The organism is Staphylococcus sp. LCT-H4, from assembly GCF_001866145.1.
GTDB classification, from domain to species: Bacteria; Bacillota; Bacilli; order Staphylococcales; family Staphylococcaceae; genus Staphylococcus; species Staphylococcus succinus.
This window is the reverse complement of the sequence record NZ_MODY01000001.1, coordinates 526154-546789: the sequence shown is the minus strand read 5'-3', so window position 1 is coordinate 546789 and position 20636 is coordinate 526154. Positions and strand designations below refer to the sequence as shown.

General features: G+C 32.6%; 17 protein-coding genes. 16 read left to right on the top strand and 1 reads right to left on the bottom strand.

Features of this window, described 5'->3' with window-relative positions; translation table 11 throughout:
* Positions 1 to 73 precede the first annotated feature (73 nt).
* Complete coding sequence (locus BK821_RS02555) at positions 74 to 1240, top strand: YbfB/YjiJ family MFS transporter (protein WP_071331113.1); 1167 nt, start codon at positions 74 to 76, stop codon at positions 1238 to 1240.
* A gap of 83 nt (positions 1241 to 1323) precedes the next feature.
* On the opposite strand, the gene BK821_RS02550 is transcribed toward BK821_RS02555, so the two are convergent.
* Positions 1324 to 2514, bottom strand: a complete 1191-nt coding sequence (locus tag BK821_RS02550; protein ID WP_046837477.1) for an MFS transporter — start codon at positions 2512 to 2514, stop codon at positions 1324 to 1326.
* 112 nt (positions 2515 to 2626) lie between these two features.
* Between BK821_RS02550 and BK821_RS02545 the strand changes: the two genes are divergently transcribed.
* From BK821_RS02545 to xylB, 15 genes are all read left to right on the top strand, one after another.
* A complete protein-coding gene (locus BK821_RS02545; RefSeq protein ID WP_046837478.1) occupies positions 2627 to 3535 on the top strand; it encodes a LysR family transcriptional regulator in 909 nt (302 codons plus the stop codon).
* A gap of 95 nt (positions 3536 to 3630) precedes the next feature.
* On the top strand, positions 3631 to 4377 hold the full coding sequence (locus BK821_RS02540; RefSeq protein WP_046837479.1) for a glycerophosphoryl diester phosphodiesterase: 747 nt from the start codon (positions 3631 to 3633) through the stop codon (positions 4375 to 4377).
* A 241-nt stretch (positions 4378 to 4618) separates the two neighbouring features.
* Positions 4619 to 5047: an NAD(+)--rifampin ADP-ribosyltransferase gene (arr, locus tag BK821_RS02535; protein WP_071331112.1), complete on the top strand. Its 429-nt coding sequence runs from the start codon at positions 4619 to 4621 to the stop codon at positions 5045 to 5047.
* Between the two features lie 182 nt (positions 5048 to 5229).
* Positions 5230 to 6174 (top strand): mechanosensitive ion channel, encoded by a 945-nt coding sequence (locus tag BK821_RS02530; RefSeq protein ID WP_046837481.1) that lies wholly within the window; start codon positions 5230 to 5232, stop codon positions 6172 to 6174.
* Positions 6175 to 6383: 209 nt separating this feature from the next.
* Positions 6384 to 6836 carry a MarR family winged helix-turn-helix transcriptional regulator gene (locus BK821_RS02525; RefSeq protein ID WP_046837482.1) on the top strand — a complete coding sequence of 151 codons (453 nt, stop codon included), beginning with the start codon at positions 6384 to 6386 and terminating at the stop codon, positions 6834 to 6836.
* A gap of 119 nt (positions 6837 to 6955) precedes the next feature.
* Positions 6956 to 7891 (top strand): ketopantoate reductase family protein, encoded by a 936-nt coding sequence (locus BK821_RS02520; protein ID WP_046837483.1) that lies wholly within the window; start codon positions 6956 to 6958, stop codon positions 7889 to 7891.
* Between the two features lie 91 nt (positions 7892 to 7982).
* On the top strand, positions 7983 to 9626 hold the full coding sequence (locus BK821_RS02515; RefSeq protein WP_071331111.1) for an alpha-keto acid decarboxylase family protein: 1644 nt from the start codon (positions 7983 to 7985) through the stop codon (positions 9624 to 9626).
* Between the two features lie 369 nt (positions 9627 to 9995).
* Entirely contained in the window at positions 9996 to 11069 is a 1074-nt protein-coding gene (locus BK821_RS02510) for a GntR family transcriptional regulator (protein WP_046837485.1), read from the top strand.
* A gap of 135 nt (positions 11070 to 11204) precedes the next feature.
* Positions 11205 to 12803 (top strand): xylulokinase, encoded by a 1599-nt coding sequence (locus BK821_RS02505; RefSeq protein WP_071331110.1) that lies wholly within the window; start codon positions 11205 to 11207, stop codon positions 12801 to 12803.
* A gap of 1 nt (position 12804) precedes the next feature.
* The gene (locus BK821_RS02500; RefSeq protein WP_046837487.1) at positions 12805 to 13500 is read left to right on the top strand and encodes an L-ribulose-5-phosphate 4-epimerase; all 696 of its coding nucleotides are present in this window, start codon (positions 12805 to 12807) and stop codon (positions 13498 to 13500) included.
* Positions 13501 to 13512: 12 nt separating this feature from the next.
* The gene (gene araA, locus BK821_RS02495; protein ID WP_046837488.1) at positions 13513 to 14934 is read left to right on the top strand and encodes an L-arabinose isomerase; all 1422 of its coding nucleotides are present in this window, start codon (positions 13513 to 13515) and stop codon (positions 14932 to 14934) included.
* Between the two features lie 42 nt (positions 14935 to 14976).
* Complete coding sequence (locus BK821_RS02490; protein WP_046837489.1) at positions 14977 to 16377, top strand: sugar porter family MFS transporter; 1401 nt, start codon at positions 14977 to 14979, stop codon at positions 16375 to 16377.
* Positions 16378 to 16507: 130 nt separating this feature from the next.
* On the top strand, positions 16508 to 17656 hold the full coding sequence (locus BK821_RS02485) for an ROK family transcriptional regulator (protein ID WP_073505399.1): 1149 nt from the start codon (positions 16508 to 16510) through the stop codon (positions 17654 to 17656).
* 153 nt (positions 17657 to 17809) lie between these two features.
* A complete protein-coding gene (gene xylA, locus BK821_RS02480) occupies positions 17810 to 19132 on the top strand; it encodes a xylose isomerase (RefSeq protein ID WP_046837490.1) in 1323 nt (440 codons plus the stop codon).
* A gap of 2 nt (positions 19133 to 19134) precedes the next feature.
* Positions 19135 to 20628, top strand: coding sequence for a xylulokinase (xylB, locus tag BK821_RS02475; protein WP_046837491.1), 1494 nt, complete (start codon positions 19135 to 19137; stop codon positions 20626 to 20628).
* The last annotated feature ends 8 nt before the right edge of the window (positions 20629 to 20636 follow it).

The window sequence follows — 20636 nt, the reverse complement described above, 5'->3', positions numbered from 1 at the left end:
AGTAGTATCGCATGTATGTAATATTTAAAGTTAAGCGTATAATGGCATTATGATATATAAAGGGGCGTAGAAGATGCAGCATGCATATAAACAGTTGATATTAGGAATGGTTTGTTTGTTCATCGTTATGGCTATTGGACGTTTTGCATATACGCCAATTATGCCATTTATGCAACATATAGAAGGAATGAATGACCAAAATGCAGGTATTCTAGCAACCATTAACTATTTAGGTTATTTGATTGGGGCAATAATCCCTATTTGGATTATAATATTTAATAAAGTGACAGACTTAAAAATATATTTATTAATAAATATTATTACTACTTTATTAATGGGGATTTCTGAGAATTTCATATTATGGATAATGTTTAGGCTTATTTCTGGCATAACAAGTGGTACCGTGTTTGTTTTAGCATCGAATATAACGCTAGAAGCTTTGAGGTTAGCTAACAAAGAACGTATGTCAGGTATGTTGTATAGTGCAGTAGGTCTAGGTATTTTTGCAAGTAGTATATTTATATTTATATTTACTACTTCTCAATCATGGTCAATGACATGGGTAATACTTGGTCTATGTTCTTTGGTTATAGGAAGTTTCGTTATTATGGGAATGAGACAAAATCCTACCTTTGATAATAGGAAGTCAGTCGCACATGAAAAAGTTTCTGCGTCTCGGGTTAAGCTGAATAAAAGATTTATGTTTTGGTTTTCTGTATCTTATTTTTGTGAAGGTGCAGGTTATATTATTACAGGGACCTTCTTAGTAGCAATTGTTAAATCGATTCCAGCGTTGTCCGAGTATGCTGCATTGAGCTGGATGTTTGTAGGATTAGGTGCTATCCCTTCTACCATTTTGTGGTCTGTATTGGCTGATAAAATAGGACGGGGTAAGGCAATTTATTTAGCATTTATTTTACAAATCATAGTTGTGGTATTACCAGTATTCTCTGAAAGCATGGTCAGTCTCATCATTAGTTCACTATTATTTGGAGGTACGTTTCTGGGGTTAACAACATTATTTATGTCTGAAGGACAAAATTTAATGTTCAAAAGTGAAAGTAAAATCAATTTAGTAGCCACTTTAACTGTAATATACAGTTTGGGTCAGATGATTGCGCCTACCGTATCAGGTGTACTGATTGGAAACAGCGGAAATTATAATGCAGCATTGATTTTTGCTTCAGTTATTTTAATTCTGGGTTTATTAGCGAGTATGTATAGTTATAAGACAGTATAAGTATAAGCTAACGAAGTTCAAACGATAAAAAAAGGGGCTGATAATTTCAACCCCTTTTTTATAATGGTCTAACCTAATAAAGTTCAGCGTTGTTTGATTGTTGCTGAAATAATGAATGCAATAATCATAAATAATGTGATCATCATAACCACACCTGACCATTGGAATAAACCATAGAAATAACCTGCTAAAGTTCCTCCGACAGAAGACCCCATGTAATAAAATAATAAGTATAAACTTGAAGCTTGTGCTCTATGGTGTTCAGCACGTCCAGCGACTACTGCACTTGATATAGCGTGGCCGCTGAAAAATGCGTAAACACTAAAAGCTAAGCCGATTATTTTAAAACCTAATGGCGGTAAGAGGGTGATCCAAATTCCAAAAATTAACATGAGTATACTGAATTTCAAAGCATTTAACGTCCCTAACTTTGCACGTAATTTTGCGTTTAAAATAGAAGACAACATGCCAATGAGAAATAATAAGTAAATAAAGCTAATGATACTATCATGTAATTGATAAGGTCTAGATGCTAAAACAAAGCTAATATAGTTAAAAGCAGCAATATTACATCCTAAGAGTAAAAAACCTAGCATAAAGGGTTTTAATAACCGAATGTTTTTTAAATGTTGGGCATAGCTAGAAAATAAATCCTTAATTGAAAAACGTTGCTTTTCAAAATGATTAGACGGTGGTAGTAGAATTGTGAATAGTAATGCAGCTATAACGCTTATAATTCCGATGGACAGTAAGCCTACTTGGTAGCCGTAGATACTTGAAATAAAACCTGTAAAAATTCTTCCAAACGCACCCCCAAAAGCATTTCCACTAATATAGATACCCATAGCTTCGGGCAAATTTTTGATGGAGATTTCTTCCCCAATATAGGCCATCGCTATAGAAGGTAATCCTGCTAGACAAATACCCTGAATGAACCGAATAATTAAAAAAGTATTAAAATCTGTAATGAAGGATTGTACTAAAGCTAATATAGATACAGAAATAACTGAGAATACCATGATTGGTTTACGACCAATGACTTCTGATATAGCACCAAAAAACAACATAGCTATGGCTAACGTTAAAGTAGTTGAAGATAAAGCTAAACTTGCCATTGTTTCACTGACGTGAAATGTTTTGGTGAAATGAGGTATTAACGGTTGTACACTATACAGTATTGAGAATATAGTGAAGCCTGAGATGAAGAGGGCAACAATGATTTTTATGTATGATTTTGAACCCTTTTCAACATAGTTGTTACTTAGATTATCCAATTGCACTTACCTCACTTATGGTTGATGATTTTATGTTAGCATGGAATAGATAAGATAAAAAATGCATAATTATCATATAATCAATGTGTTTAGTGCATAAGAGGTGAAAGTAATGGAATGGCATCATTTTGAATACTTTAAACAATTAGCGAAATCAGAAAATATGTCTGAGACTGCAAAGACTTTAAATGTAAGCCAATCTGCATTGAGTAGGTCAATTAAAAATTTGGAAAAAGAATTAGGTGTCCCTTTGTTTAATCGAATAGGTAGGACGATAAAGTTAAATAAATATGGGACAGAATTTCTTCAAACGACAAATAATATTATGAGTGAGATGGAAATATATAGAAGTAATATTATAAATTCTACGCATGCCTATCATGGTAAACTGACGATTGGATTTTTACATTCTGTGGGTGTGACTTATATTTCAGAATTTCTTAAATCATTTAAGCTTAAATTTCCAGATATTCAATTAAAACTTGTACAGAACAATGCTAAAAATCTGTTGAAAATGGTAGATGACGGAGAGGCAGATATTGTAATTACCACTGTGTCTGAAATTACACAAAACACCCAATTTGAGCCATTATTAAAGGAAGCGTTATACGTAACACTGAATGAAACGCATCCATTAGCGCAGCGAACAGAGATATCCATAAAGGAACTCATTGATGAAAAGTTTATTTTACTTAAACAAGACTACGTTTTAAGAGAACAAGTAGATGAAATATTCAAAGCATATGAATTTAGTCCAGAAATTAATTTTGAAGGTGATGAGACGATTACTATTGCCGCTTTTATTAGCTCTGGATTGGGTATATCCATATTACCGCATCTAAGAAATATAGAAATTGCAAATTTAAAGCAAATTCCAATTAAAAACTATGTAGCAAATAGAACGATAGGTATTTGTTATAAAAGTAAAAGTAATATGGTTCCCATTATTAATAAAACAAGAGAAAGTATTGTGGAATATTTTGAAAATCTAAAAAGTAAATCGTCTCTAGAAGTCGAATGATAAAAATACTATAAACACATATTTTTGATTATTTGTAATATACTGTTTATCATATTCATAATTACTTTAAATTACATTTTTAAGGAGAAGAGTAGATGTTTACAGTATATGGTCATAGAGGGTTACCGAGCAAAGCACCAGAAAATACATTGGCTTCGTATAAAGCTGCTTCGAAAGTATCGGGATTAAAATGGGTTGAATTCGACGTAGCAATTACCAAAGATGAGCAGTTAGTCATTATCCATGATGATTATTTAGATCGTACCACAGATATGGTAGGAGAGGTTACACAGCTCAATTATAACGAATTACAGAATGCATCAGCAGGTAGTTGGTTTGGTCCTAATTTCAAAGAGGAAAAGTTACCTACATTTGATGATGTCATAAAATTTGCGAATTCAGCACAAGTGAATTTAAATGTAGAATTAAAAGGTGTCACTGGAGACCAAGGTACAAAGTTGTCTAAAAGTATGGTCACACAAGTTGCAGAAAAATTAAAAGTATTAGATGCACATTTAGAGGTAATGATATCGAGCTTTAATATTCCATTAGTAAAATTATCTGAGCGTATTATGCCAAAATATAAAAGAGCAGTGCTTTTTAAAGCAGCGGCCTTTGAGAGTGATTGGAGAACTGTATTAGAATTTTGTGGGTCGAAAACAGTGAATATCGAAGATGCGAAACTAACACAAGCACGTGTTAAAATGATAAAAAATGCTGGATATGAACTTAATGTTTGGACAGTTAATAAAAAATTAAGAGCAAACCAATTAGCAAATTGGGGTGTAGACGGCATTTTTACAGATAAAGCTGATGATATGGTTCATTTAGAAAAATCTTAATATAATATTATAAGATGCTGTGAATGGTGTGATGTATCTTATAAATATGGTTTAATCAATGAAAGCCTATTTGCTAAGTGATATACACGAACAAATAGGTCTTTTTTACGGAAAAATATAAAGATAAATAACGTCCTTTGTCTTTATTATACTATAAATAAAAATATTATTATAGACTACTTCTTGAGACTGCAGAGGTTTATACTGATGAATAGCTTAAGGAGAAACGGAGTGTTGAGTGATGATTGAACAAAATGATGTATTAGACCAAGGGCCATTCTTTCATGGTACGAAAGCTGCGTTAGAGTTAGGAACATTACTTCATGCACAACGTAAGTCAAATTATCAAGATAGAATCATGAATCATATTTACTTTACTGGATCATTAGATACTGCTAAATGGGGAGCGGAACTTGCTGCGGCGTTAAGTGATGGACCAGCTAAAGAACATATTTATATCGTTGAACCTACAGGAGATTTTGAAAATGACCCTAACGTTACCGATAAAAAACTTCCTGGCAACCCTACACGTTCATATCGTTCAACTGAACCATTAAGAATTATTGGCGAATTAGCTACATGGGAAAGTCATTCAGAAGACACAATTAATCAAATGCTAGAGGGCTTGAAGGAACTAAGAGAAAAAGGGTTAGATATTATCGAAAATTAATACGTATTAAAGTATTTATGGCTTAAAGCATAGTGTAACCTTGCTTTAAGCTATTTTTTATATTTAAAATTTTGATTTAATCTAAATATAACTTTTTATGAAAAATATACGCCAAAAATTTATATAAAAATGATTACTCAATTTTTACTAGGGTATCTTATCATAAAAAGGGGGCAATCATTATGAATAAAATATTAGATTCTTTAATGAGTGTATTAGATAAAATTATTAGCTTTGTTCCAAACATTATTGGAGCGCTTATATTCTTACTTATTGCATGGATAATCGCAGTAATAGTTAAGAAAATTATAGTCAAGGGTCTTGGAGCATTAGGATTTGAATCTTGGTTACAAAAGAAAGGATTAGTAGATGCTGACAGTGGCAAGTCCGAATCTTCAGGTATTATACAAACATTTGGTAAACTTGCTTATTTCTTAGTATTCCTATTATTCTTACCATCAGTATTTGATACTTTAAATATGCAATCAGTATCAAAACCGATTAAAGGTATGACAAGTAGCATACTTAACTTTGCACCTAAAATTATTGTTGCTGTAATTATTCTAGTCTTAGGATTGTTTATCGCAAAAGTTTTAGGTACGTTAGTGAAAAACTTACTCGCAAGTTTAAATGTAAGTCGTTTTAATCGTTATGTGAATTTTGGTGAGAACAAAGATAGTATTGATATACCAACAGCAGCGGGATGGGTTATAACTACATTAATTGGTCTGTTTTTCACAGTACAAGCGTTAAATACTGTTAATTTATCAGTATTAAATAAAATCGGTGAAGCCATTATTGGTTATTTACCATTAGTAATTTCAGCGGCTATTATCTTAGCATTAGGATTAATTGGTGGTAATTTAGTATCAAAATTAATCAATAAATCTACAGGTAACGCTATGTTAGCTGAAATTGTGAAATATTTAGTGATTATTGTTTCGGTATTTATGACATTGGATCAACTGAACTTCGCTCAAAGCATTGTTAACGTAGCATTCTTGTTAATTCTAGGTGCCGTTGCGGTAGCATTTGCGATTGCATTTGGTATTGGTGGTAAAGCATTTGCAGAGAAACAATTAAGTAAGTTCTCGGATAAAATTGATTCAGAAAAAGATAAGCGCTAAGTAAGATAAGATTTTATCATCTTACTGATATTATTTAGGCTATTGTACCTAATTACTAGGTACAATAGCCTATTTTTATCACTTTATTCTATTGAACAATGGAAAGTTATACTTTAAAAATAGGTTAATAGTGATAAGATAAAGATGTTCGTATCATTGTGATGAAAATGTTTAAAATAGTATATATCGGTTGTAAAGGAATGTGAGTAATGGAAGGAAATAATAATGATTATGAAAATTTGCTGTTTTATTTTGCATATAAAACATTTATAAATACAGCGGATGAAATTATTGAAGCGTATGGTTTAAATAGACAACATCATAGATTTTTATTTTTTATAGAAAAAGTCCCTGGAATTACTATCAAAGATTTATTGAAAAGTATGGAAATTTCAAAACAAGGTAGTCATGCAGCCCTTAAAAAATTAAAAGATGAAGCATATATTATAGAAAAGCAAACTGAAGCGGACAAGCGAATTAAAGCGTTATACCCTACAGAAAAAGGTACAAAGTTGGTTAAGGAACTTAATAAAGCACAAAATGACTTATTCCAAGAAATTCAAAAAAAAGTGGGTAACGATTGGTATGCTATTATGGAAGAATTTGCTTCATACCGCACAGGTTTTCAAGAAGTTAAATACTTAAAAGATGAAATAGAATAAAGCATATAGCATATTGTTAAGCACAGCTCACGAGCTGTGCTTTTTTCATTGTTGTGGATGGGTTGCGTGGTAAATCAATTCATTCTACGATAAAGATAGATAAACAAAGGGGGATTTAGATGTATAAAATAGCAATAGCAGGAACTGGTGCAATGGGTGGACGTGTAGGTATACAAATGGCACAAGCTGGGTATGATGTTACGCTAGTGGATGAATGGGCTGAACATATTGAATGTATCAATAAAGAGGGTATGAGCGTCCAAACGGAAACAAGTACATATCAATATGACATTAAAGCACGATACCCAGAACAAGTCACTGACACTTATGATTTAATTATTGTTTTGACTAAAGCTATGGATTCAGAAACGATGATTAAAAAACTCAATATAGCACATGCAATTAAAGAAGATACTGCAATTCTGACCATGATGAATGGTCTTGGGCATGATGAACGGTTCGCAAATATTGTTCCGAAATCCCAAATATTTTTAGCGGTAACGATGTGGACGGCTGGTCTTAAAGGGCCGGGCCAATTACTCTTAGAAGGTACAGGTACGATTGAATTGCAACGCTCAGATGGCCACGAAGATCAACGTACGATTGAGATTAACAACGTTTTTAATGAAGCTAAATTAAATTCAAAGATTAGTGACGATGTCTTTCAATCCATTTGGTCGAAAGCAACGTTAAATAGTGTACTCAATCCATTATGTACAATTTTAGATAAGACAATTAATCAATTCTCACAATATCCTAATACACGACAAATGATTGAACCTGTTATTGAAGAAATCGTTGCAGTCGCTAAAGCAAGGGGTTTGGAACTTGATTTTGAAACTTTAGTTAATAAGATTGAGGCAGCATACCCTATAGAGGCTCAAGGGTTACATTATCCATCTATGCATCAAGATCTATACAAAGGAAGATTAACAGAAATAGACTATTTAAATGGTCAAATCGTAAAATATGGAAAAAAAGTTGGCATACCAACGCCTAACAATGAAATGTTGATGCATATGATTCACCAATTAGAATTAAAAGCAGAAAGTTAAACTATTTATTTAAGTCAATATAGTTGACCTTTTTTATTGTTTGAGTTACGTTTGTAGTGTAGTAAAGAAAGATAAAAAGGGGAAATGATGTATGAAAAAACGTATAGGGCAATATTTAATGGACTGTATTAGTGCTGTAGGCGTGGACAAAGTTTTCGGAGTTCCTGGAGATTTTAATCTTACATTTTTAGACGATATTATAAGTAGAGATGACATGGAATGGATTGGTAATACAAATGAATTAAATGCAAGTTATGCTGCAGACGGTTATGCACGCATTAAAGGTATTGGAGCCATGGTTACAACGTTTGGCGTCGGTGAATTAAGTGCAGTCAACGGAATTGCAGGGGCCTTTGCTGAGCGTGTCCCAGTTATACAAATTACTGGCGCGCCAACACGTAAGGTAGAAAGTGCAGGTAAATATGTCCATCATTCTTTAGGAGAAGGGAATTTTGATGACTATAGAAAAATGTACGAACCAATTACAACAGCACAAGCGTATATCACACCTGAAAACGCACAAATTGAAATTCCAAGAGTAATTAAAGCGGCTATTAATGAAAAAAGACCAGTGCACATACATCTACCTATTGATGTAGCAGCGATTGAAATAGAAGTAACTGAAGCATTTCAATTTGACGATAATCAGTTTAAAGATACTGAAAAATATATCAATATGGTTAAAGAAAAATTGCAAAGCGCAGATCACCCTGTAATTATTGTAGGTCATGAAATTAACAGTTTTAATTTACACAAAAAATTTGTGGAATTTGTAGAAAAAACACATATTCCAGTTGCACAATTATCATTAGGTAAAGGTGCATTTAATGAAGAACACCCATACTATATGGGGGTTTATGACGGTATTTTAGCAGAAGAAGGAATTAGAGATTATGTAGATCAAAGCGATGCAATTTTAAATATTGGAGCTAAATTGACTGATTCGGCAACAGCCGGTTATTCTTACCAATTTGATATAGATGATGTAGTAATGATGAACCATCGTAATTTTAAAATGAATGAAACGGAAAATGAGCATATTACACTTTCAGAATTACTAGATGCTTTAATCTCAATAGATTATGTGAATCATTCAGATTTTCCAAAATATCAACGTCCAAAATCACAAGACTATGAATTGAATCGTGATCCTTTGACTCAAGCGACCTACTTTAAAATGATGCAAGATTTTATTAAAGACGATGACGTCATTATCGCTGAGCAGGGAACTTCTTTCTTTGGGGCATATGATTTAGCATTATACAGTACTAATAAATTTATTGGACAACCACTATGGGGTTCTATAGGTTATACACTACCTTCGACACTAGGCACACAAATAGCGGATCCTAATCGAAGAAATGTGCTACTAATTGGTGATGGGTCATTGCAACTCACAGTACAAGAAATGTCGACAATGATTAGAGAAAAAGTTAAGCCAGTTATCTTTATAATTAATAATGATGGCTACACAGTAGAGCGTAAGATTCATGGTGAACATGCTGTGTATAATGACATTAAAATGTGGGACTATAAATTATTACCTACAGTGTTTGGCGGTGCTGATGAAGTGAGTGTTCATGATGTTTCTACTAGCGAATCATTGCAACAAGCCTTTGACCAAATTAATGAACAACCTCATATGATGCATTTAATCGAAGTGAAGATGGGCGTACATGATGCCCCAATAAAACTCAATGCTATTGGACAAGCATTTGCAAAACAGAACGGTTAATCAAATAAATATAATGTTAACTAAAAGCACCGGTAACATGATAGATGTTACTGGTGCTTTTTTATACATGAAATATTGTAAAATAAAAGTGCATTTGTCATAAGGTCATTTGAAATCAGTTAAATGATTGGAAAGTTGATATTTCAATTAATAGAATTACCAATCTATAATCAAATTTTCTTTATTAGTGTCATTAAACCATGTATGATGCAAAGTGAAAAGGGAATCGTAGTATAGCATTTCACACAAACCATAATCATTTTACATATAGTAGAACAATACTATAACAAGAGAGAAGAAGTGAATTTATTTTGTATGCTATACTTGAAATTATTAATAATATAACGGTAGAACTAGGAGATTGTATTTATGAATAAGCCCAAATATCAAGTGATAGCGGATGAAATTAAAAGCAAAATAATTAGTAAAGACTACCAAGTAGGTACTTTATTACCTACGGAAAAAGACTTTCAAACCATGTACAGTGTCAGTCGATACACGATTAGGCAAGCGATGGAATTACTTGTGACTGAAGGATACATAAAGAAAAGAAAAGGTTCCGGATCGTACGTAAGTTATGAGTATTTGAATTTAGATCAAAAAAACAATTCAAAGAAAATCGGACTTATTGTCACATATCTATCTGATTATATATTTCCAAGTATCATTCGTGGTATAGAAACAGTATTAAGAGAAAATGGTTATTCATTAATATTAGCCAGCACTAATAATAATCATATTGATGAAAGACAATGTCTAGAAATGATGTTGAATCAAGGTATTAAAGGGCTAATCGTTGAGCCTACTAAGAGTAATATATATAATCCTAATTTATCTTACTATTCATTATTTAAACAACGTCATATCCCAATATTATCTATAAATGCAAAGTATGAAGAGTTGAATTTACCCTATATTGCTATTGATGATATTAAATCAGGGCATTTAGCTACAAAATATTTAATAGATAAAGGTCATGATAATATCGCATTAATTACTAAAATTGATGACAATCAGGGTAAGTTACGAATGAAAGGATATTTCAATGCTTTTGAGAGCAATCATAAAGTATTTAAAGGTGAATATATCTATACCTATGATACAGAAAGTAAAGATTCTGTGTTAAACCAATTTATTCAACATGTTAAAGACAAACAAATTAATATCTCTGCTGTAGTTTGTTATAACGATCAAATCGCATATTATATTATGAAAAACCTAGAAAAAATAGGGGTTTCTGTCCCAGAGGATATATCTATCGTAGGTGAAGATAATTCAGTACTTAGTAAGTTAGATGATATAAAATTAACGACAACATCCCATCCTCAAGAGTTGCTAGGTGAAAAGGCAGCGAATTGGATGTTAAAAACGATTGAAACCGGAAAAATGCAGCCTTCAGAATTGATTGATACATACATTATTGAAAGAAATTCAGTTAAATAGTAGTTAAACCCAAGCCTAATAGTATTAGGCTTTTTTAATGTATTACTTATACGGACAAAAAATAATTTGTGTTGACATGTACGGACAAATATTCTATGATGTTAATGAAAACGATTACAAGAGAAGGTGTTAATAATGCAAAGGGCTACACAATTGAAGGATAGCTCAGGTATTTCAATAGGCATAGAGTTTGGATCCACAAGAATTAAGACGGTTGCGATTGATGAACAATTCAATACTTTAGCATCTGGCTATTATGAATGGGAGAATCAATTTACAAACGGTTATTGGACATATTCTGTAAATGATATCTGGATTGGAATACAAAAAAGTTATAAAGATATGGCAACAACATTCCAAACACAATATGGTTTAACGTTGAAAACGATAAATAGTATTGGCATAAGTGGTATGATGCATGGTTACTTAGCATTTAATGAATATGAAGACTTATTGGTACCTTTTAGAACATGGAGAAATAGCTATACGACAGAAGCGGCACAGAAACTTCGAGAAGTATTTAAATATAATATACCTGAAAGATGGAGTGTTGCACACTTATATCAAGCAATATTAAACAAGGAAACACACGTTTCAAGCGTGAATTATATAACTACGCTATCGGGTTATATTCATTGGTATTTAACAGGTGAAAAAGTATTAGGTATTGGGGATGCATCGGGGATGTTCCCTGTAGATGTCCAAAACCAAAGTTATAGAAAAGATTTATTAGCCAAAGCTGACCAGTTATTACAAGCACATGGATTTAATAAATCAATGTGTGACATGTTACCTTCAATTAAATCAGCTGGTGAAGTAGCGGGATATCTTACTAAAGAAGGTGCACAACTACTTGATCCAGAGGGCAACTTAGAGCCTGGATGTATTATGTGTCCACCAGAAGGGGATGCAGGCACTGGAATGGTAGCCACGAATGCCATTACGCCACAATCAGGTAATATATCAGCGGGTACGAGTGCTTTTGCAATGATTGTCCTAGATCATTCACTTCAAAAGGTATACCCAGAAGTTGATATTGTTGCTACACCGTCAAGCAGTGAAGTAGCGATGATTCATTCAAATAACTGTACATCAGAAATCAATGCTTGGATGAATTTATTTGAAGAGCTTTTTAAAACAATGGGCGTGAACTTTTCACAAGATGATTTGTACGGACAAATTTTAAAGACATCTGAAAAGAGTGATGATGACTTAGGAGGCTTATTATCTTATGGATATGTATCAGGAGAAAATATTACCAATGTTGAAGTTGGTTACCCATTATTTATAAGAGAACCGAACCATAACTTTACGATAGCAAACTTTATGAAAATGCAATTATTTAGTGCATTCAGTACGTTGAAAATAGGTATGGATTTATTAAAAAATAATGAAAATATAACAATAAATAAGCTGATTGCACATGGTGGCATTTTTAAAACAGAAGGTATTGCACAGTCAGTTTTAGCTGCTGCTATGGATGCTCCAATCACAGTGATGAAGCATGCCAGTGAAGGTGGAGCATGGGGGATAAGTGTCTTAGCACAGTTCGCTACATTAAAGCACAAGACAACATTAGAAGCATTCTTAAGCGAAAGGGTGTTTGCTACTGCAGATGAGACAACGCTAACACCTCAAAAGAAAGATGTGGATAACTTTAATCATTATATTGAAAAGACAATAAAAGCCTTGCCTATAGAACAATCGATGAATAAATATCTAGAGGGTGAATAAAATGCTAGAAAAATTAAAACAAGAAGTTTATCAAGCAAATTTAGAACTTCCTCAAAGAGGATTAATTAAATATACGTGGGGAAATGTCAGTGGATTTGATGAAGCAACGCAACTATTTGTCATCAAACCTAGCGGTGTTGATTACGATGAAATGAGTGCTGACGACATGGTTGTTTGTAATTTGAACTGTGAAGTAGTAGAAGGTAATTTAAATCCATCGTCGGATATGCCTACACACGCGGTACTTTATAAATCATTTGAGGGCATTGGAAGTGTAGTACATACACATTCTCCTTGGGCGACGGTATGGGCACAAGCTGGAATGGATGTTCCAGCAATGGGTACAACACATGCAGATACATTTTATGGTGCAGTACCTTGTGCGCGATTTTTAACTGCCGAAGAAGTAAATAGTAATTATGAGTATGAAACAGGAAAACTCATAGTTGAAACATTTGAAGATAAGAATATTAAACCAAATGAAGTACCTGCCGTTTTATTACAAGGGCATGCACCTTTTGTTTGGGCAAAAGATTGTGCGCACGCTGTGATGAATGCAGTAGTACTTGAAGAAGTATGTAAAATGAATTTATTTTCTAAACAACTTAACCAAGAAGCTCCAGCATTGCCACAAGAAATATTAGATAAACATTATGAACGTAAACATGGAAAAAACGCATATTATGGACAAAATTAAGGAGGAAATTTTATGACTAACAATAAAAAGTTTTGGTTTGTTATAGGATCACAAGAACTGTATGGGAAAGAAGCTTTAGAACAAGTAAGAGAAGATGCACAAGTAATTGCTGACTATTTAAATGAAAATGCCAATTTACCTTTTAAATTAGAATTGCATGAACAATTGGCAACTTCTGCAGATGTAATTACAGACATTATGAAAGAAGTAAATTACAGAGAAGAAATAGCAGGTGTAGTGACATGGATGCATACATTTTCTCCAGCCAAAATGTGGATTCAAGGAACACAGTTATTACAAAAGCCATTATTACACTTAGCGACGCAATTCTACAATGATATTTCCTGGGAAAACATTGATATGGATTATATGAACTTACACCAATCAGCTCATGGTGACAGAGAATATGGTTATATAAACAAACGATTAAATAAAAATAATGAGATTGTATTTGGGCATTGGAAAGATGAAGGTACTCAGATTAAGGTCAGAGAATGGATGCTTATTGCAAATGCATATAATGAAAGTTTCAACTTAAAAGTAGCAAGATTTGGTGATAATATGCGAAATGTTGCAGTTACAGATGGAGATAAAATAGAAGCCCAAATCAAATTTGGTTGGACTGTAGACTACTACGGAATTGGAGATTTAGTAGCTTATGTTAACGAGGTTTCAGATAGTGAAATTAATGAACAATTTGAAACGTATCAACAGCTGTATGATTTTGATTACAGAGATTATTCAGTTGAAAAATTCAATGAATCAGTCATTGAACAAATTAAATATGAAGTTGCGATTAAAAAATTCTTAGATGATGGCGCATATACAGCCTTCACTACAAACTTTGAAGACTTACATGGGATGAAGCAATTACCTGGATTAGCGGTACAAAGATTGAATGAACAAGGGTATGGCTTTGCAGGTGAAGGCGACTGGAAAACGGCAGCGTTAGACAGATTATTGAAAATTGCAACTCAAAATAAATCAACAGGATTTATGGAAGATTACACTTATGATCTGAGAAGTAATCAACAACGTATTTTAGGTTCTCACATGTTAGAAGTTGATCCAACGTTAGCAGGAGAAAGACCAAAAATCGTAGTAAATCCATTAGGTATAGGAGATAAAAATGACCCTGCCCGTCTTGTTTTTGATGGTAAAGCAGGAGATGGCGTAGTAGTTACGATGCTAGATTTGGGGACACACTTTAAATTTATCGTAAATGAAATCACTGCGGAAACATTAACAGCGCCAGCACCGAACTTGCCAGTTGCGAGAGTATTATGGAAAGTCAAACCATCATTAGAAGAGGGCGTGAAAAGCTGGATTGAAGAAGGCGGTGGCCACCATACGGTATTATCACTTGAACTCAATACCAATCAATTAGTAACACTTATGAAAATGTTTGATGCAGAGTATGCATTAATACGATAACAAGCGACTTGTTTTGCGAATTACAAAAAGAGGGTGAATGGGATGAAAACGAATAGTAAGGTGTCCAATAGTTTTATATATTTCTTTGGTGCATTTGGGGGTATACTATTTGGTTATGACATTGGTGTGATGACTGGAGCTTTACCATTTTTGAGAGAAGATTGGGGTATAGAAAGTGGATTTATTATAGGTTTAATTACTTCTTCTGTAATGTTAGGAGCTATATTTGGGGGAATATTAGCTGGAAGATTATCAGATAGACTCGGACGTCGAAAAATGATATTAATCTCTGCATTAATTTTCATCGTAGGGTCTATATTATCTGGTATAGCACCACATGAAGGTAGTTACTTTTTGATTTTCTCAAGAATAATTTTAGGATTAGCGGTTGGTGCAGCATCAGCTTTAGTACCTGCATATATGTCTGAAATGGCACCAGCAAAGTATAGAGGGCAACTTTCAGGGTTAAATCAAACTATGATTGTTTCTGGAATGCTCTTGTCATATATTGTCGATTATTTATTAAGAGATTTACCTGTAGAATTAGGATGGAGATTAATGCTAGGTGTAGCAGCGGTACCAGCATTAATATTATTTTTAGGTGTATTAAGATTACCAGAATCTCCAAGATTTTTAATAAAAAATCAAAAGTTCGAAGAAGCTAAACATGTACTGTTAAATTTAAGAAAACAAGGTGATATTAAAAATGAATTGGAAGAAATTCAAACAACCATTCAAAAAGAAAGTAAATTGACGACAAATCATACCTTGAGCACACTGTTTAATAGTAAATATAAATACTTAGTTGTTGCAGGTTTAGGTGTAGCAGCATTTCAACAATTCCAAGGTGCGAATGCAATTTTTTACTATATACCTTTAATTGTTGAACAAGCAACAGGCAGTTCGGCAAGTTCAGCATTGTTATGGCCAATTATTCAAGGTATTATTTTAGTACTTGGATCATTGTTATTTATATGTATTGCAGATAAATTCAACAGAAGAACTTTGTTAATATTAGGTGGAACGGTAATGGGATTATCCTTTATATTACCAGTATTTATCAAAATGATTATTCCCAATGTAAACCCAATTATTATTGTAGTATTTTTAAGTATCTATGTTGCCTTTTATTCGTTCACTTGGGCACCACTTACTTGGGTAATCGTTGGAGAGATATTCCCATTAACAATAAGAGGATTTGCGTCTGGTTTCGCTTCTTCGTTAAACTGGATAGGATCATTTATGGTGGGATTATTGTTCCCAATTATGACAGCTTATTTTTCTCAAGAAATTGTGTTTGCCATTTTCGGGATAATTTGTATGTTAGGTGTAGTGTTTGTTAAAAAATGTGTTCCAGAATCTAGAGGTAAAACATTAGAAGAAATTGAAAGCATTGGTGATAATAAACAATGTGACAAAGACAAAGACAAAGTTTTTGTATAATAATATAAAATGAGGCTAACTATATAGATGAGTTAGCCTTTTTTTATTTATCAATCTATTTTACGTTATGCTATAGTTTATAGTAAGTGAAAATGTTGTATTTATTGCTATTTTTGAGAGGTGAAGCAATTTGGATGAATTAAACGTGCTTAAATTAGATGAAAACCAAAAGCGAGTGATACAGCAAATATTTAAAAATAAATTGATTTCTAGAATTCAAATATCAAAAAACTTGGGAATTAACAAGGCAACTATTTCTAATATTTTAAATAAATTAAAGGATAAAGGTTTTGTTAATGAAGTCGGACAAGGTAAAAGTACTAAAAGTGGAGGACGTAAACCAATTCTTTTAGAGATTAACCCTCATTTTGGATATGTCATATCTATGGATATTGCATACCATTCCATTGAATTAATGTATAATTATTTTGATGGAAAGATATTAAAGCATGAATCGATACCACTAACTAATAATAAAATGAGTAGTATTTTAGAAGTGTTAGCAAACCATATTGATTCAGAAGAGAAATATCAAACAAATTATGGCTTATTGGGGATGTCTATTTCTATTCATGGTATCGTAAATGATAACCAAGAGATTACTCATTTACCATTTCACGATATTGAAAATATTTCTATAACTGAAAAATTAAAAACAATTGCCGATGTTCCTGTGATTGTTGAAAATGAAGCTAACTTATCAGCTATTTACGAAAGAGATTATGGTAGTCATAAAAATATTAATAATTTAATCACATTGAGTATACATAAAGGTATTGGTGCAGGGTTAATTATTGATAAAAAATTGTATAGAGGTACAAATGGTGAAGCTGGAGAAATAGGTAAAACTTTGGTATCCACTTATGAAAATGGGGAAAAGGTTTATTACAAAATCGAAGATCTATGCTCACAGGAAGCATTGATTCAAACCATCAATAGTAGGATGCAAAGCGAAGTATCTATTGATAAGATTAAAGATTTATACTATGACCACAATCCAATCATTACAGAAGAAATTAAACAATTTTCAACTAGAATTGCTATCTTAATACATAATCTGAATACACAAATTAGCCCTGAAGCAATATATATCAATTGTCCACTTATTAATGAAATTCCTGAAATATTAGAAGACATCAAAAATGAATTTATTATATATACAAGTAAAAAAGTACATATAAAATTAACGTCTAATGTACAATATGCAACATTACTAGGCGCGGCGTTAGCTATAACGCAAAAATTATTAGATATTGAACATATCAAACTTAATTTTTAAAAAAGCATTAAAGTCTTTCAACACTTGTTGAGAGACTTTTTTTAATTAGAATTAACGAAAGCGTTTACAAAAAGTGAGGGAGGTGTTATATTAAATAAAAAGTTAGTTAGTTTAATAAACAAACTAACCAAAAATTCTTCAGGAGGAATTCAAATGACATATTTTGATATTGAAAAAGTTAAGTACGAAGGTCCTAAATCGAACAATCCGTTTAGTTTTAAGTATTATAATCCAGAGGAGAAATTTGGAAATAAAACGATGTCAGAACATTTAAGATTTAGTGTAGCTTATTGGCACACATTCACAGCTGACTTATCAGATCCTTTTGGAGTGGGAGCAGCAGAACGTGATTGGGATGAGTTAAATGACATGGATAAAGCAAAAGCAAGGGTAGAAGCTATTTTTGAATTTATGGAAAAAACGGGCATTGAATATTTTTGTTTCCATGACATTGATATTGCGCCAGAAGGTGAAAACTTAAAAGAATCTAATGAGAATTTAGATGAAATTGTTTCTTTAATTAAACAAAAAATGGATGAAACAGGTAAAAAGCTGCTTTGGAATACTACTAATAATTTTACACATCAAAGATTTGTACATGGTGCAGCAACATCTTCTAATGCAGACGTGTTCGCATACGCTGCAGCTAAGGTAAAGAAATCTCTTGAAATAGCTAAAACTTTAGGTGCAGAGAATTTTGTCTTTTGGGGTGGAAGAGAAGGTTATGAAAGTTTATTAAATACAGACATGAAGTTAGAATTAGATAATTTAGCAAAATTCTTTAAATTAGCAATAGCATATGCTAAAGAAATAGGATTTAATGGCCAGTTCTTAATTGAACCTAAACCGAAAGAACCCACAACACATCAATATGATACAGATGTTGCAACAGCACATGCATTTCTTCAAAAGTATGGTTTAGACAAAGATTTTAAATTTAATATTGAGGCAAATCATGCAACACTAGCTGGTCATTCATTCCAACATGAATTGAGATATGCCAGAGATAATCAAATGCTTGGTTCTGTAGATGCTAACCAAGGACATCCACAATTAGGGTGGGATACAGATGAGTTTCCTACGGATATTTATGATACAACATTAGCCATGTACGAAATATTGAAAAATGGAGGATTGTCATCTGGTGGTCTTAATTTTGATGCTAAACCAAGACGTACCTCATTTAAACAAGAAGATTTAGTATTGACACATATTGCTGGTATGGATGCTTTTGCGTTAGGTTTAAGAATTGCTTATAAAATGATAGACGATCAATTCTTTGAAAATATTGTTAAAGATAAATATCAATCATATACGACAGGTATCGGTCAGAAAATTGTAGATGACCAAACTTCATTTGCCGAATTAGAAAAATATGCTTTGAATTTGTCTGAAATCACCAATGAATCAGACCATTTAGAAGTTATTAAGGCACAAATAAATCAATATATTTTAAATATAAATAATGGGGATTAAATATGGAAAAATATGTGATTGGAATGGATATTGGGACGAGTGGACTCAAGAGTATCGTTGTTAATCAAACAGGTCAGGTAGTAGATAGTTACAGCATCTCTTATCAAACACAACATCCTCATACAGGATATAGCGAAATAGATCCTAATATTTGGTACGAAGCGACGTTAGATAGTTTGAAACATTTAATGGCTAAATACGATTCAAATTTGATATCCGGTATAAGTTTTTCTGGTCAAATGCATGGTCTAGTTGTAGTGAACCGTAAAGGTGACGTGATTAGACCAGCTATATTATGGAATGACACGCGCACGTCTGATGAAGTAGAAAATATTAAAACACAACTCGGTTTAGAATTTTTATTAGAACACACGCAAAATACTGTGTTAGAAGGTTTTACATTACCGAAACTTATATGGTTGAAAAATCATGAGCCAAGCCACTTTGAAAATATATATAAATTTATGCTGCCTAAAGATTACGTTATATATAAATTGACCGGGCATATATCTACTGATCCATCTGATGCAGCTGGTACGATTATGTTTAATGTGAAAGAAGAAAGCTGGTCTAACGCTATTCTAGAAAAATTAGATATTGAGCCATCTATTTGCCCTGAAGTAATAGCATCACATGGGAAAAGTGGAGAATTAACAAAAGAAATTATGGAAAGTATTGGTATTGAAAATTCTATTCATGTTTATCAAGGTGGCGCTGATAATGCTTGTGGTGCATTAGGTGCAGGTATCACTGATGATAGTATGCAGCTAGTAAGTATTGGTACATCTGGTGTGACGTTATCTATACAAAATGATAAAGAATATAAAAATGATGGGAAAGTACATTATTTTAATCACTGTGTACCTAATCAAAAATATATTATGGGCGTGACACTATCGGCAGGATATAGTTTAGAATGGTTAAAACAATTAATGGCAGCTGAAGAAAGTTTCGATGAATTCTTAAAAGATATTAATCAAACGAAAATTGGCGCGTGCGGATTAATCTATACACCCTATTTATTAGGGGAACGTACGCCACATAATGATGCTGATATTAGAGGAAGTATAGTAGGATTAGATGCCAAAACGAATTTAACTGATATCAAACGCGCTGTATTAGAAGGTATAACATTTTCACTTAAAGATAGTATAGAAATTATAAAAAAAGAAGGTAAATGTATCTCTGAAATTGTTTCTATCGGCGGAGGTGCTAAAAATAAAAACTGGTTGCAAATGCAATCTGATATATTTGAAGCACAAGTCACTACGAGAACAGAGGAACAAGGTCCTGCCTATGGTGCTGCGATGTTAGCTGCAATGGGAGCACAATGGTTTAAAGATTTTGATGAGATTAGCCGAGCGTGGATAAAATATAATGACTTTGTTTCATATCATAACGACGACGTTAATCTATATAAAGATTTATATAAAATTTATAAGACTGTGTACTTTAATACTAAGCAAATATCGAAAGAATTAGTTCAATTTAAGTAGTGACTAAG